Origin of the sequence: Paenibacillus sp. FSL W8-0187, assembly GCF_037969755.1 — a bacterium.
GTDB lineage: Bacteria > Bacillota > Bacilli > Paenibacillales > Paenibacillaceae > Paenibacillus_AQ.
The window spans coordinates 510,384-525,413 of the sequence record NZ_CP150206.1; the positions used below are offsets into that span (position 1 = coordinate 510,384).

The 15,030-nt window shown below is 51.3% G+C and carries 14 protein-coding genes; 3 read left to right on the forward strand and 11 right to left on the reverse strand.

The window, feature by feature from the left end:
- Window positions 1–81: 81 nt before the first annotated feature.
- From MKY48_RS02255 to MKY48_RS02285, 7 genes are all read right to left on the reverse strand, one after another.
- Window positions 82–441, reverse strand: coding sequence for a hypothetical protein (locus MKY48_RS02255; protein WP_339292188.1), 360 nt, complete (start codon window positions 439–441; stop codon window positions 82–84).
- A gap of 509 nt (window positions 442–950) precedes the next feature.
- A complete protein-coding gene (locus MKY48_RS02260; RefSeq protein WP_339292189.1) occupies window positions 951–1,955 on the reverse strand; it encodes a polyprenyl synthetase family protein in 1,005 nt (334 codons plus the stop codon).
- Between the two features lie 31 nt (window positions 1,956–1,986).
- On the reverse strand, window positions 1,987–2,424 hold the full coding sequence (locus MKY48_RS02265; RefSeq protein ID WP_098741555.1) for a hypothetical protein: 438 nt from the start codon (window positions 2,422–2,424) through the stop codon (window positions 1,987–1,989).
- A 119-nt stretch (window positions 2,425–2,543) separates the two neighbouring features.
- On the reverse strand, window positions 2,544–4,427 hold the full coding sequence (locus MKY48_RS02270; RefSeq protein WP_076322467.1) for an FAD-dependent oxidoreductase: 1,884 nt from the start codon (window positions 4,425–4,427) through the stop codon (window positions 2,544–2,546).
- 43 nt (window positions 4,428–4,470) lie between these two features.
- Window positions 4,471–5,379: an FMN-binding protein gene (locus MKY48_RS02275; RefSeq protein ID WP_339269722.1), complete on the reverse strand. Its 909-nt coding sequence runs from the start codon at window positions 5,377–5,379 to the stop codon at window positions 4,471–4,473.
- A gap of 157 nt (window positions 5,380–5,536) precedes the next feature.
- Window positions 5,537–6,469 carry a dihydroorotate dehydrogenase gene (locus MKY48_RS02280; RefSeq protein WP_339292190.1) on the reverse strand — a complete coding sequence of 311 codons (933 nt, stop codon included), beginning with the start codon at window positions 6,467–6,469 and terminating at the stop codon, window positions 5,537–5,539.
- Entirely contained in the window at window positions 6,450–7,151 is a 702-nt protein-coding gene (locus tag MKY48_RS02285) for a dihydroorotate dehydrogenase electron transfer subunit (protein ID WP_339269724.1), read from the reverse strand. Before MKY48_RS02285 ends, MKY48_RS02280 begins: the two co-directional genes overlap by 20 nt.
- A 163-nt stretch (window positions 7,152–7,314) precedes the next feature.
- Here MKY48_RS02285 and MKY48_RS02290 point away from each other — a divergent pair, with 163 nt between their 5' ends.
- From MKY48_RS02290 to MKY48_RS02300, 3 genes are all read left to right on the forward strand, one after another.
- Complete coding sequence (locus tag MKY48_RS02290; RefSeq protein WP_339292191.1) at window positions 7,315–7,851, forward strand: NAD(P)H-dependent oxidoreductase; 537 nt, start codon at window positions 7,315–7,317, stop codon at window positions 7,849–7,851.
- 458 nt (window positions 7,852–8,309) lie between these two features.
- Window positions 8,310–8,639 carry a helix-turn-helix transcriptional regulator gene (locus MKY48_RS02295; protein WP_339292192.1) on the forward strand — a complete coding sequence of 110 codons (330 nt, stop codon included), beginning with the start codon at window positions 8,310–8,312 and terminating at the stop codon, window positions 8,637–8,639.
- 1 nt (window position 8,640) lies between these two features.
- Window positions 8,641–9,960, forward strand: a complete 1,320-nt coding sequence (locus MKY48_RS02300) for an FtsW/RodA/SpoVE family cell cycle protein (protein WP_339292193.1) — start codon at window positions 8,641–8,643, stop codon at window positions 9,958–9,960.
- A gap of 130 nt (window positions 9,961–10,090) precedes the next feature.
- Here MKY48_RS02300 and MKY48_RS02305 read toward each other — a convergent pair whose 3' ends face one another.
- The 4 genes from MKY48_RS02305 to nikC form a co-directional block, all read right to left on the reverse strand.
- Window positions 10,091–11,095 (reverse strand): dipeptide ABC transporter ATP-binding protein, encoded by a 1,005-nt coding sequence (locus MKY48_RS02305; RefSeq protein ID WP_339292194.1) that lies wholly within the window; start codon window positions 11,093–11,095, stop codon window positions 10,091–10,093.
- On the reverse strand, window positions 11,092–12,105 hold the full coding sequence (locus MKY48_RS02310; protein ID WP_339292195.1) for an ABC transporter ATP-binding protein: 1,014 nt from the start codon (window positions 12,103–12,105) through the stop codon (window positions 11,092–11,094). Before MKY48_RS02310 ends, MKY48_RS02305 begins: the two co-directional genes overlap by 4 nt.
- Window positions 12,106–13,085: 980 nt before the next feature.
- The gene (locus MKY48_RS02315) at window positions 13,086–14,009 is read right to left on the reverse strand and encodes an ABC transporter permease (RefSeq protein ID WP_339269737.1); all 924 of its coding nucleotides are present in this window, start codon (window positions 14,007–14,009) and stop codon (window positions 13,086–13,088) included.
- A 19-nt stretch (window positions 14,010–14,028) separates the two neighbouring features.
- Window positions 14,029–14,925 carry a nickel transporter permease gene (gene nikC / locus MKY48_RS02320; protein ID WP_339292196.1) on the reverse strand — a complete coding sequence of 299 codons (897 nt, stop codon included), beginning with the start codon at window positions 14,923–14,925 and terminating at the stop codon, window positions 14,029–14,031.
- Window positions 14,926–15,030 lie beyond the last annotated feature (105 nt).

The following is a 15,030-nucleotide window of genomic DNA, read 5'->3' on the forward strand; positions in this document are numbered from 1 at the left end:
CGAATTTTATAGGGAACGCCTCACAAACACTTGTGGACGAGTTGCTGCAGCTTGTTGGCTCTGATTCGTTTCCAATGTCTGTTAATAGTTTTGAGAATTCACCCAGATAGGGTTGCTCTCCTTGCGAACCCCGGTTCCATCGGGCCGGTCGCCCTTCCATTCACCCTCATATACGATTTTCATATCCTCTGGAAGCCTGTCCGATATGTATTTGCCTGTGCCGGATCTTTGTCCATTGTACCAATCGCCGCTGTACACTTTGGAAGGTCCCCATCTCATGGTGCCTTTACCGTGGGGTTTGTTATTCTTCATTTCTCCGTAATAGGTTGCCCCGTTTGGGAGGGTCAAGCTCACTTTTTGGTTTGAGGCCTCGGTCTCCTCATGGGTAAACAAAAGAAACAGCAGTGCTAGTGTAAGAAAGCTTAGGTATTTTCTGATCACTCTTCGATTAGTCTCCTCTACATTTGAATCTTGTCGCTGATCCGTATCTTTATGTATATCATCCACGGATGATTTACCCAGTCAAATCATAGATGAGAATCATGTCAAACGTAAAGTTATAATATGGCAATTAAATATGTGAATTGGATATTTGGCCTATCTTTTTTTGTGGGTTTCACAATACAGCTTGTAGAGAATGAAACTATAAGAAAACACCGTTGCCGTGAAGGAACGATGTTTTCTGTCATCCGCATTAATGCATCGGCATCGGCGTATTCGTCGGCTCGATCCCCTGGTAGGCCTGATCCACGGACTGCCGGATTCCCTTCATGCTGGACATATGCGAAAGAGGCGTATCGGGATTCAGCAGGTAGCCGCTTTTTCTGTCAGATCGGCCTGCAAGCTTTTCCGCATACAGGACATGTTCTGCAATATCCTTTCATAATCGAACAGGGATGCATCCATCATGGATGCATCCCTGTTCATTTTGAGTATATGGATTCATGTCTTTAGGGCAGAAAATAATGGAGCAGGACCTGCAAATCATGCTGGGCCGGATGATCCGTAAAGTCGCCGATCATTCGCTGAGCCTGTTCCGCATACGATCGGGCAAGCGCCTCGCTTTGGTCAATGGCGCTGCTTGCGGCAATGCGGTGGATGACTTCATCCATGTCAGCCGCCACAGAGTGGGGGCCAAGCTGTCTGATTCCAGGTGCAAGGGCTGGATCGTTGAGTGCGTAAATCACCGGCAGCGTAATGTTGCCGTTTCGGAGGTCTGCGCCAGCCGGCTTGCCGATGGCCTCCTTGGGCTTCGTGAAATCGAGCAGGTCATCCCGGATTTGAAATGCCATGCCGAGCGACTCCCCGAATTGAAACAGCCGTTCAGCGGTTCTCGCATCCGCTTTGGCTGCTTCCGCGCCCGCTTTCAGGCAGTGGGCCATCAGCAGGGCGGTTTTGCAGCGCGTTTTCTCTAAATACTGCTCCAGCGTCAGTTCATAGTTAAAGCGGTGGTGCAGCTGATCGTATTCTCCCATACAGAGCTCGGTTACCAGAGCCGCAAGTTCGGCTAACCGGTAAGCATCCTCTTCGGAGACGCCATCACTACTCCTGTCTGACTCGTCATTCGGATTACCTGCGGCCCATTCGATGGCACGGGCAATCATGTAATTGCCGATATGCACGGCCGTCTGGACATCCGTGGTTTCATGCAGGGTCGGTAGCCCTCGCCGCATATCGGATTGATCGATGATGTCATCGTGTACCAGCGAGGCCATGTGTAAATATTCAAGCAGCACGGCGGTTTTCATTACGGCTGGATCATGCCCGCTTTCCCCGAAACGGCTGCCGAGCACGACCATGAGCGGACGCAGCCGCTTGCCGCCGGCGTCAATGAGATCTATGACGCTGCTCAGCACAACAGAGGGAGGAGTGAGGTCACGGTCTGAGGTGACCACCTCCCGGAGCAGATTGTCGAAGGAAGCGAGATCCACTCCCATTTGGTTATGAATGTTCATTTGCATCATCGCTCCTTTCCCAGATGGCTCCTTACGCGCTCCGTTGCTCCAGATAGCTGCGGATTTCGCGCTTTAGCTCTTTAAGCAGGATTTCGGGTGAAACGTTCTTCATTAGATTCAGCTGCATGCGTTTATGAAAGGGGAGAAGCCGGGACAGCAGCTTCCATTCCTTCCGTTTGACGGCAATCCGGTACATAAGCCCGGTTAAATAATCGCCGTCCAGCAGCATGCGCGTCAATCTCTCGTTGTCCTGTGCCTGCAGCTTGCCGTGCTTACTTAGAGCGGAATGAATCAGGATGCAGCATGCCAGCACCGTCATTTTCCGGGAATAGGCCAGTTCATAAGCGTTTAGCATATCGGCAATGTCCCTCACCGGCCTGTTATCCATCTCCATCCAATCGATATCCGTTCCGGAATCGATATGCGACCGAAGCAGGTCGATCGTATCCTGTAATAGCTTCATATCCATCGTTATTGACTCCTTCCGGAAGGCTCGTGTTGATTAAGAGTGTGAATGACGGCAGAACGGCCTATGAACCGAATCGGCAAGCATGATAAGACAAGCCGATTCTCTCGAATGGTGAAGGATTAGTCCGTATACACGTACCATCGCCTTACGATCGGAATTCGTTTCCATACCTTCTTCAGCCAAGGATATACATAGTAGTCAAGTCCGAACGTGCTGCCCGATCCGCCGATTAAGGCGATCCCAGCTGCCAGATACCACAGCATTTCGTTAGGTGCCATACCTGATACCCAAACCATCGCGCCCATGGCAACGCTAGCTACGGCTGCAGGTGCCGTGAACAATCCGACGATCAGCAGGATGCCGACGATCAGCTCAGCCAGGACCATCGAGGTCTGAAACACATAGGCGAGCGAAGTATAGCCGCCGTCGCCGGTGTAAAACATCAGGTCCATCGACCAATCGACAATGGATTTCATAAAACCCGGAACCGGCAGGGCGGATACCGCTTCTGCGGTATAAGCGGAGGCGGCGGAGACCGCGTCAGCCGCTCCAGCTCCGGCTGCTCCGGCAGCATCGGCGCCGGCAGCAGACGCTGCGCTTACGCCATCGGCTGCTTTGGCAGGAATAAGGAACACCTTATTCGGATCCTCAATAATCTTGTGGATTTTATCCCATCCCTGAGAGAGCCACATCCATCCGGCAAAAATCCGCAGCGGAACGAGCCAGAAATTCGGAGACCGTTTGGCAAAATGTCCCCCCACGAAGCTGCGATTGTTCCGAACATGGAAGAATTCATGCAGCAGGTAATGGTATACCTTGTTGAAGCCGCAAACCTGGAACAGATAGAGCATATTGATCATATGTTTGACCAGCATAGCCATGAAGCCGCTGAGCCTGAACATGTGGCCAGGAACACCCACGTTAGCTACTCCGTAGCGGCTGCCGATACAGACCATCGTTCCGTGGAACGTCGGTTTGTAGGATTTCATCGGTTTGTTCAATAGTTCAGCCACAATGTTATGTGCGATGACTGGGGCTGCGAGTTCCGCATTTTCTACCATTTGAGGTACGGGTGCAGCCGCGCCCTCAGGAATGTAGAAAATATTGTCCCCGACGACATAAACGTTCGGATGGGCAGGAACTTGAAGCTTGTCGTTGGTCAAAATACGCTTGCGGCCTTTTTGCTCGACATCCATATTGCCAACTACGTCGGAACCCTCAACCCCCGCGGTCCAGATAACCGTACGGGATTTGATGTCATTGCCGCCGACGGTAACGCCGTCCGGTTTAACTTCTGTAATCTTCGAGCCTGTGATGATATTGACATCCATTTTGCGCAGCCGTTTCTCGGCTTTGCGGATTAACGGTTCGGGCAGGATCGGCAGGATCTTGTCGACCATGTCGGCGACATGAAGTGTAACCTCGCTTGGATCGACGTAGAACTCTTTGCATAATTGTTGAGTGAATTCGGCCAACTCGCCGATCATTTCGACCCCGGTGAATCCACCGCCGACCACGACAAAGGTCAGCATTTCTTTGCGGACCTGCGGGTCGCGCTCCAGTACTGCTTTTCGGAACATATTCAGGGTATGTTCCTTCAAGCGGACCGCATCATCATACGACCATAAGGTAAAGGCGTGTTGATCTGCGCCCGGTATGCCGAAGAAGGTTGGCTTGCTGCCTGTTCCGATGACCAGATAATCATAGTTATAGGTTTGTTTCTCTCCACGGAGTGTTTGCCCGTCAAAGTCAATGCCGCCGATTTCATCCAGCACCACGTCTACATTACGGAATCCGGAGAACACTTTTTTCAGATCGATTTTGATGGAATCTTCTTCGACCCGATTCGCGGCCACTTCATGCAGCTCAGTCAGCAGTGTATGATACGGCTTGCGGTCTATGAGTGTTATCCGCAAATCTTTCTGTTTGCGCAGTCGTTTAGCCAGCTTCTTGGCGGTAAGTATACCGCCATATCCGCCGCCCAGCACGATAATCTGTTTCATGCGAATCTCCCCTCAAGGAATAGTTGTCTTATATCTCTTGTTCTTATTTGGCGCCTTCGAGCGCTTTCGTTGCCAGCTCTACCAATCCGTTGACGTGGATCGACACACCGGAGATTGCATCGGTTTTGCCATCTTCCGCCGTTACGATTGCTTGCGGATCTTGCTTTTCAATCAAATACTGCTCGGCTTGGTAAGCCTGTTCATGCCATTCGGATTGAGCTCCGCCGTTCTTCATGCCGTATTCACCGGATTTGGAACGGGTAACTTTATCGGTACCGCCATCTTTATGAATGCCGTTCCAGCTGACCGTGGCGATCTTTCCGTTAATAACGGTAACGTCGACGGTTTCTTTCCAGCCGGACTTAGCGTCAAAATCAGCCGCTTCTGCGTGATAGCTGCCGTCTTTGTATGGTCCTGCTTCAACAGGTCCCGCTGCCAGCGCTTTTGCTGCCAGTTCCGTAAATCCGTTGACATGGATCGATACCCCGGATACCGCATCCGTGCGGCCTTCGTCGTTTAAGGCCAAGCCTTCTACCGACTGCTGAGCCACCAGATATTCCTCCATTTTAGCTGCCTGCTCATGCCATTCTGCTTGAGCGCCGCCTTTTTCCTTCATACCGTAGAAGCCTTTTTCGGAAAATGTCTTCTTGTCCAAGCCGCCGTCCTTATGAAGTCCGTTCCAGTTGGCGCTGACGATCTTGCCGCCTTCGACCTTAATCGCAACGAGTTCTTTCCAGCCGGAGTCTTCGGCAAACTCGCCTTCAGCGTAATATAAGCCGTCCTGCAGGGTTCCTTCTTGTGCAGGCTGTTCCGCATTACTTGTGTTATCCGTGTTTTGGCTCTCTGCTGGTTTGTCCGTATTAACCGGCTCTTTGTCACCGTTGCCTCCGCAGCCGACAAGCAGTGCAAACATCAACATGACGGAGAGGGATAGAGAGAGTGTCCTTTTCATTCTGATTTCCTCCTATGATTTTGTGAATTACTTCACAAATATTGTTCTTGAGTTCATTTTATTCTTAAAAAGAATAGTTATCGGTGAAAAAAATCACAAATAGTGTCGGTGCTTCATGTTCGAGGTGATCCTGTTGACTTATATGAAGGATCATAGGTCAGATAATGCCTCGAATGTCATCCAGCGAATGGATGCCTTCGCTTTCCATCAATTCAATCAATTCTTCAGCCAGGGTATCACCGGCCCGCAAGTTGATGAAATTGTAGGTCCCGATCTGTACAGCAGCGGCGCCTGCCATGATGAATTCGAGGATATCCTCGGCGCTGCTGATGCCGCCGATTCCAACGACCGGGATGGATACCGACCGTGCCACCTGATGGACCATGCGGAGCGCGATCGGTTTAATTGCCGGCCCGGACAGCCCGGCGTAGGCTCTGTCAAATACGCTTCGTCGCTCCCGTATATCAATCGCCATCGCCTGGATCGTATTGATGAGCGAAAGACCATCAGCGCCTTCCGCTTCACACATGCGGGCCATTTCCTTTAAACCCCTTGCACCGGGAGAGAGTTTAACGAGCAGAGGCAGCGTGGTCGCTTTCCGGACTGCGCGAACCACCTCTTGAGCCTGCTCATTCTCAACGCCGAAGGCCAGCCCGCCTTCCTTGATGTTGGGGCAGGAGATGTTGAGCTCAATCATGTCGACAGCTCGTTTGCCGGATGACCGTAACTTGAGGCTGGCTTCGGTAAGCAGCTCGGCGCCTTCCGTATATTCCCGTATGGTGCCGCCGCCAAGATTGACGATGACTGCAGTCCCGTGTGAGGTCATCTCGGATAATTCATGCTCCAGAAAAGCGTGGATGCCCGGATTCTCAAGGCCAATGCTGTTCATGATGCCGGATGGCGTTTCATAAAGCCTTGTTCCAGAATTGCCGATTCGTGGAGTCAGGGTCAGTCCTTTGGAGACAATGCCTCCAAGCTTGCGAAGCGGATACAGATCCGCATACGGTTTACCGAATCCAAACGTGCCCGATGCCGCCAAAATCGGATTCGCCAGCGGGACGCCCGCCAGTTCACAATCGATGGAGATCATTCCAGTTCACCTCCTTCGCCGGAAATACGGGGCCATCGGTGCATACCTTGCGGCTTGCGCCAGCGGAGGTTAACGTGCAGCTGTTGCATGCCCCGATGCCGCAGCCCATTCGCTTCTCGATGGAGACGTGAAGCTTGGCGTTAGTACTCTCCGTTTTTTGGGCCAGACTGTGCATCATGCCAACCGGTCCGCATGCGAATATCGTGTCATAGCGGCTTGGGTCCACTGCATCTACAATGGTGCCGCCGGATTTGACGGTGACATTGCGGCTTATTTCGTGGAATCCGGTGACTCCGAAAGGGACGCTGGTGTATCCCAGATATACGCTGGCATCAGGTATTTCCTTAGCTGCCAGCAGCAGCGGGGCTACTCCAATGCCGCCTCCTACCAGTGCCGTCCGGCCTTGGGGCTTGGGGAATCCCTGACCGAAAGGTCCTTCCAGCTGAATCTTGTCACCCGCTTGAAGCGCCGATAGCAGCCATGTACCTGTTCCATGCACGCGATACAAGAAGGAAACGGAGTCCTCCGTCAGGTTATGAACGCTGATCGGTCGTGACAGCACGGGATAGGTATCCCAGCAGCGAAGCATGAAGAACTGCCCCATTCGTGCCGAATAGCTGCCTTGAACGGTAAGTCGATATATGCGATGGGCCAGTCTGACATTTTGAATAACAAGGGCCACGTTCTCATTCTCCTCCCTTGGCGTACTTTTTCCGCCCGCTATGTTCCTTGATACAGTATCATAGACCGATAACGCTACCTGTGACATTTCTCATATTCGGGCGTTGTCAGGGCTTGATACCTTTTGTATACATACACGAGACAAAAAAGGATGGGGATCATACATGAGAACACTGGTGATCGTTGCACATCCGGGTCTGCATGAGGGATCACGGATCAATCGCGAACTAACCGAGACGGTGAGACATCATCATGAGGTGACGGTGCATGACCTCTATCAGCGTTATCCGGATGGACATATCGATATCGAGGCCGAGCATCAATTGCTGCTCCAGCATGAACGCATCGTGTTTCAATTCCCTTTCTGGTGGTACAGTTCACCGCCCCTTTTGAAGCATTGGTTCGACGAGGTGCTAACTTTCGGATGGGCGTATGGTCCGGGCGGAGACAAGCTCCAGGGAAAAGAGTGGGGCGTAGCCGTTACGACCGGCGGAGCCGCGGAGGCCTACGGCAGCGAAGGATACAACCGCTACACGGTGGAAGAGCTAACCCGGCCCTATGAGGTGACGGCCAGCCTGGTAGGCGCGATTTACTTGCCGATATTTACCGTTCATAATGCCATGCAGCTGACGGATGAAGAGCTGCGGCGACATGCGGAGGATTTCGCGTTGCACGTTACAGGAGTGGTGAGATCCAGGTAAGGGTTGCTATTGAAAGCATGCAGCTGCTGAAGTGATGTTTCGAATTAATATTCACGAATTCGGCCGTTTCCCAGAGGCATGTTGTTCCACGCGAAATCATGAACAATTCAAGCGCGTTTATCCATTCGTGAAAAGGAAAAACTGAATTGTTGTTAAATTAGCCTGGCGGCTGAAGCTGCCGGGCTTTTCGGTGTACTGGCAAATTTCTGTGGATTCCGGCATATTCCGAGCGATCAGGGGAGATTCCTCTGGGACTGCTGTGCTTCTGTTTATAGGCTACGCTGCTGTTCTCATAGAAAGGTAGGTGCGACGAGCGCTACGATTTGTTGATTAGAAGGTAGATGCATGAATCGCTATATGATCCGAAAACATTCGTTGCATTGTGGAGACGCATATTTTATACTCATATACATAGATTTACGATACATAGATTATCTAGGTATTGGAGTGATAGAGGAATGGGCATTAACAAAGAGCTGCTGAAAGGCAGCACCGTCATATTATTGCTTACCGTGTTGAACAAGCGGGAAATGTACGGGTACGAGCTGATTAAGGAGATTGAGCAAAGCTCGGACGGGGTGTTCCTGATGAAGGAAGGCACGTTATACCCGATTCTGCACACGCTGGAGGCGGAAGGTTGGCTGGATTCCTCCTGGAGCCAGCATGATGGACGCAAACGGAAATATTACCGGATTACCGAGCGCGGCAGGGAGCAGCTCCAAGAGAAGACCAAGGAGTGGGTCAAATTCCGTACGGCGGTGGATACGGTCATCGGGGAGGGAACCTAGCGTGCGACCGGTTGAAGAATACAAGGTTGTTCAAGACTTCCTGACCCGGGTGTGCAGGCAGGTACGCGCAAGAGCCATGCATCCGGAAATCCGCGAAGAGCTGCTCGGCCATATCGAGGAGCGGACGGAGCTTCTGATGCTGGAGGGCAATGCGGAGGAGCCAGCCGTGCAGGAAGCGGTGAAACAAATGGGGGATCCAGGGGATATCGGCAAAAGCCTGCATTTGGCTCATCGGCCTCAGTTGGATTGGAAGCTGCTCGTTATGCTGGCCCTGTTCTTAATCATTGGACTGGTTGGCATGGTGAGTGTTTATTACGCGGATGAAAGGTATTCCGTTAGCCTAGTCGAGAGGAAGTTGTTTTACTTCGGAATCGGAGTATTATTCCTGATAGGTTTTTATTTTCTGGATTATCGAAAGCTAAAGAAATACTCGGCCCCTGTGTTTTTCCTTATTGTTATTCTAATGGTCATTTCATTGGTATATGGACAACTGCACGATAGGAGAACTGACTATATCAACATAGGTCCCATTGGAGTCAATATGATCACTTTTTCCTTGATACCGCTTCTGCTCGCTTTGGCAGGGATGAAGCCTGCCAGCCAATGGGGACGGTGGGAGGCGGTATTGAACATCCTCTATCGAGGAGTACTGCCTGTGGTTCTCTATAGCATAAGTAGCTCTATTATATACACCTACATCTATGTGATCGGGTTCCTGGTTTTGACATGGAGAACAAGTAAAAGCTTGAAACAATTTGCTATGATTTCCACGCTGCCATTTGCAGGATTAGCTATTTTCCTCTGCACCCGGACGGATCATTTACTGTTACGGTGGAGAGAATTTATGAACCCTTCAGCCAAAGAAATGTGGTATATGGGGAATAACGCAGATGCCATCCAAGCAGCAGGCTGGTTTGGGCAAGGTTTTGGTCAAGCTACACCGAAGATCCCATATGTCCTTTATGATAACGTGTTTCCATACCTCATCTATTGCTTCGGCTGGTTGTTCGGGATCGTAGTTGGCGTACTGATTCTGCTGTTTCTCGTTAGAATATGGAATATTTCTACGGTCCATAGGGATTCTTATGCGAAGTATATCGCTGCATTACTCATCGTTGTTTTTGGATTTCGGCTGCTATGGCCGCTACTCATGGGGCTCGGCATTCTTCCAAGGGTTACATTGGATCCACCCTTCTTCTCTTACAGCGGGATGAACCAAATCCTGGACATGGCAGCAGTCGGCCTGCTCCTCTCCATTTACAGACGTAAAAACATGATTCCAAGCGAGGTGGGAGAAGCGGCTCCTATGAAGGTGGCCTAGTTGAGGCTGAAGATCATCTTTCAATTCCGGTTAGCAGGATAAAGTTTTGCAAAAGAAAAAGCGAGAGCTTGATTCTCGCTTTTTTCTCGTTTATAGAGAGGTGTCGTTATCCGGCTCGGTGGCGTATAAGTTACACCTTCTCCAGCGCACCGGATGCGATTTCTTCGATATAGTGGCAGGCCGTCTGATGGCCTCTGCGCTCATCGACTTCCCGAAGCAACGGGGCCTCGGACCGGCAGAAATCCGTGGCATACATGCAGCGGGTATGAAACCGGCAGCCGGAAGGCGGGTTGATCGGGGACGGAACATCTCCCTTGAGAATGATGCGTTCCTTCTTACGCTCGGGATCCAGCGTCGGGATGGCCGACAGCAGAGCGCGGGTGTAAGGATGCTGCGGGTGCCGGAAGAGGGAATGTTTATCCGCGATTTCCACGATCGTTCCCAGATACATCACGATAATCCGGTCGGAAATATGCCGGACGACCCCAAGGTCATGGGAGATAAACAGATAGGTCAGCTTGAAGTCGGTTTGCAGTGATTTCATCAGATTGAGCACTTGCGCCTGGATGGACACGTCAAGCGCAGAGACCGCTTCATCGCTGATGATCAGCTTGGGATTCACGGACAAGGCGCGAGCAATTCCGATCCGCTGCCGCTGTCCGCCACTGAATTCATGCGGGTACCGATTGGCTTGATAGGCGGCCAGGCCGACCGTTTCCAGAAGTTCGATGGCCCGGCCCCGCCGGTCCTTTTTGGGAACGACGTTTTGAATGTCCATCGCTTCTTCTAGGACTTGCAGCGCTGTTTTTCTAGGATTCAGCGAAGCATAGGGGTCCTGAAAAATCATCTGCAGGTCTTTACGCCTTCGGTTCATCTGCGCTTTATTTAGGGAAAGCAGATCGGTGCCTTCGAACACCACCTCTCCAGCGGTTGGTTCGTCCAGCCTCAGGATGGCCCGGCCCGTGGTTGATTTGCCGCAGCCGGATTCGCCCACGATACTGACAGTTTCCCCCTCATGTACGGAGAATGAAATATCATCCACAGCTTTTACGACGTTGACGGCACGGCCCAGGATGCCGCCCTTGATCGGAAAATACTGCTTGAGGTTTTTGACGGTTAACAACTCTTTGCTCATGACAGAACGTTCACCTCGCTTTCCAGCTCCCATTGATCGGTGTATTTCCAGCACCTGACTTGTTGGTTATCATCCAGCGCATGAAGCTCCGGCAGTTTGTCATAGCACAGCTTGGCTGCATGGGGACAGCGGGGGGCGAAGCGACAGCCGTCCTGTGGGTCATATGGGCTTGGAACAGAGCCTTTAATCGGCTCTAGCGTTTCCTTATCGATATCATGCCGCGGCAGCGAGTTCATCAGGCCGATGGTGTAGGGGTGCTTCGGATGCTTGAAGAGGGTGCGCACATCGGTATACTCCACCACTTTTCCGCAGTACATGACCGCTACCTCATCGCAGGTTTCCGCAACGATGCCCAGATCATGGGTGATAAAAATAATCGACATCTGCAGCTTCCGCTGCAGCTCCTTCATCAGCTCCAAAATTTGAGCCTGAATGGTCACGTCAAGCGCTGTGGTCGGCTCGTCTGCAATGAGCAGATCCGGATTGCACGCCAGCGCCATGGCAATCATGACACGTTGGCGCATACCGCCGGACAGCTGGAAGGGGTACTGTCGGACTCTTTTTTCTGGGGAAGGAATGCCGACCAGTTTCAACATCTCGACGGCTTTGTCCATCGCTTGTTTTTTGCTCAGATTCTCATGGATTTGGTAGGCCTCCGCGATCTGATCGCCGACGGTGAAGACCGGATTGAGCGATGTCATCGGCTCCTGGAAGATCATCGAGATCTGATTGCCCCTTATTTTGCGCATCTGCCGGTCCGATTGTTCGAGCAGATTCACACCGTTATATAGGATTTGGCCACCGACGATTCGTCCCGGATGAAAGATCAGCCGCAGGATGGAGAGGGACAGTATGCTTTTGCCTGAACCGGATTCGCCCACGATGCCGAGCGTCTTCCCCTTGCGTACGGTAAGGCTGATATCATCCACAGCTTTCACTTCGCCCAGTTCTGTGAAAAAAGAGGTTTGCAGGTTCTTGATCGTAAGCAAACTTGATGTGTGCTGTTCCATCTTGTCTAAGCTCCCTTCGCTTTCAATTGGTCTTGGAATCATGTGTCCGGATTGGCTCCCAAATAGCTCGATTTTCGGTAAATAGCGGATCCTGTGTCCGCGTGACTCCCAAACAGCTCGTTTTTGCAGTAAAGTAGCAGATCTGTGTCCGCGTGACTCCCAATAAGCCAGTTTTGCAGCAAACCGTGAATTCTTTGACGTAAGGTCTCAATAACAGCTCGATTTCTGTAAATTACAGATCTTGCGTCCGCATGGGCACAAAAATAGCTTGTTTTCAGTAAATCGAGTGCGTCCGTCTTCATGTACTCCCAAACAGCTAGATTCGTCTGGATTAGTGATGTACGAGGACTGTAGTTCCGCTATTACTTTATTTTCTGCATGTTAGTGGAAGTACGAGGACATGAGATCCGCTATTGCGAGAAATAGTTGGCTAAATTCGTGATTTCGGGTACATTAACGGATCGTGTGTCCGGATTGGCTCCCAAATAGCTCGATTTTTCGGTAAATAGCGGATCCTGTGTCCGCGTGATTCCCAAACAGCTCGTTTTTGCAGTAAAGTAGCAGATCTGTGTCCGCGTGGACTTTAAAAGGACTGACTTGAAGCAAATAGTGATCGTATGTCCACATGGGCTCAAAATCAGCTCGATTCGTGATGATTAGCGATATTTGAGGACTGTAGTTCCGCTATTACTTTATTTTCTGCATGTTAGTGGAAGTATGAGGACATGAGATCCGCTATTGCGAGAAATAGTTGGCTAAAATCGTGATTTTGGGTACATTAACGGATCGTGTGTCCGGATTGGCTCCCAAATAGCTCGATTTTCGGTGAATAGCGGATCGTGTGTCCGCACGGGCTTCGGTAAATAGCGGATCGTGTGTCCACTTGAACCAAACTGTAGATCATACTAATCCACACGCTTGCCACACAATGTAGAGTTCACACTATTGACCACACTAATCCCACAGCTAAAACTCACCAATCAATCGAAATCAATGCGCTTGTTGAAGTATCGGTAGGAGATGTCCACAAGCAGGTTCACAAGCACGAACATGATCGAGAGCACAAGCACGGTTGCCTGTACGACCGGGAAATCTCTTGCCCGGATCGAGTCGATGACGTATCGTCCCATGCCGTTCACGGCGAATACGGACTCGGTCAGCACCGCCCCGCCTAGCAGGCCGCCGAATTCCAGACCGATGACGGTAATGACGGGAATCATGGCATTTTTCAGGGCATGTCGGTAGATGATGACACGCTCTCGGACGCCTTTGGCTTGAGCGGTTCGGATGTAATCCTGGCCGATGACCTCCAGCATGCTGGAACGGGTCATTCTGGCAATGATCGCGGCGCCGCCTGTCCCGAGCGTGATCACGGGAAGGACGGTTTGCGACCACGTGCCCCAGCCGGAGGGACGGAACCAGCCTAGATCCACGGCAAAATATTGGATCAGCATGAGCCCAAGCCAGAAATTCGGCATCGATAGTCCGAACAGGGCAACGAACATGACGCCGATATCAGCGGGCGAGCTTTTTTTGACGGCGGAGATGATGCCGGCCAGAATGCCGAGAAATACAGCCAGGATCGTAGAGTATATGGCAAGCTCGACGGTGATCCAGAATCGGCTTTTGAATATTTCATCGGCGATGGGGCGGCTGCTGCGGATCGAATCTCCCAAATCTCCCTGCAGTAAACCACTGACGTAATTCCAATACTGAAGCGGCAGCGGATCGTTTAATCCCAGGTTCTCACGGATCTTCTCCACCTGCTCCTTGGGCGCCCCTTCCCCGATAATGACCTGCGCCGCATCTCCCGGAATGAGGTGCATCAGCAGGAAGACGACAATGGTTACACCAATGACAACAGGTATCGTCTGAATTAGCCTTCGAATGGAATAGATGAGCATGGCCCGGCAGCTCCCTTCATTATTTTTTCATTTTCGGGTCAAGGACATCCCGCAAGCCGTCACCCAGCAGATTAAATGCGATAACAACGAACACGATCGACAAGCCGGGGAACAGGGCAACATGGGGGTGATCCATAATATAGTTGCGCCCATCATTCAGCATGGCTCCCCACTCCGGCGTCGGCGGCTGTGCGCCAAGACCGAGGAAGGACAAGCCGCTGGCGGTCAGGATAGCAACAGCGATCCGCAGCGTAGCCTGCACGATGATAGGGGATGTGATATTCGGCAAAATATGCCCGAAGATGATTCGTCCATCACTCGCGCCCAGCGAACGCATGGCATCAATATATTCGAGCTTGCGGACGGCCAGCGTCGAGCCGCGCACGACTCTCGCAAAGGTGGGGATCGAGAAGATGCTGACGGCGATAATCACGTTGAACAGATTTTTTCCAAGAACGCTGACAACCGCCAATGCCAGCAAAATGCCGGGAAACGCCAGCATGACATCGGTCATTCTCATAATGAGTGCATCCCATTTACCTCCGTAATAACCGGATATGATTCCGAGTACGACACCAAAGGCTGCCCCGATGATGACCGAGATAAAACCGACCGAGAGCGTAAGACGCATGCCGTGGATAATCCTGGTGAAAATATCTCGCCCGTTGTGGTCCGTACCAAACCAATGGTCAGCGGACGGCTTCAGCAGTTTCGTAGAATAATCCACTTTGGTCGGATCATACTGGGTGAGCAGGGGGCCGAAAATTGCGACAAGAATCATCAGCAGGAGAAAATACCCCCCGAATAAGGCCGCTTTGTTCTTCTTCAGACGGTGGTAGAAAGATTTCCATTGAACGAAACGGGTACCACTAGGTAGCGATTCATGTGTTCTGGCATCAGCGGTCATGTTAGGCACGTGAAATCATCCTTTCTCCAAGTTTGGATGTCAGCATTGGTGTCGTAGAAACGTGAGGTAAATCTGGCTTCTACTGGTATAAATATCAAATAGTAAAATATATGT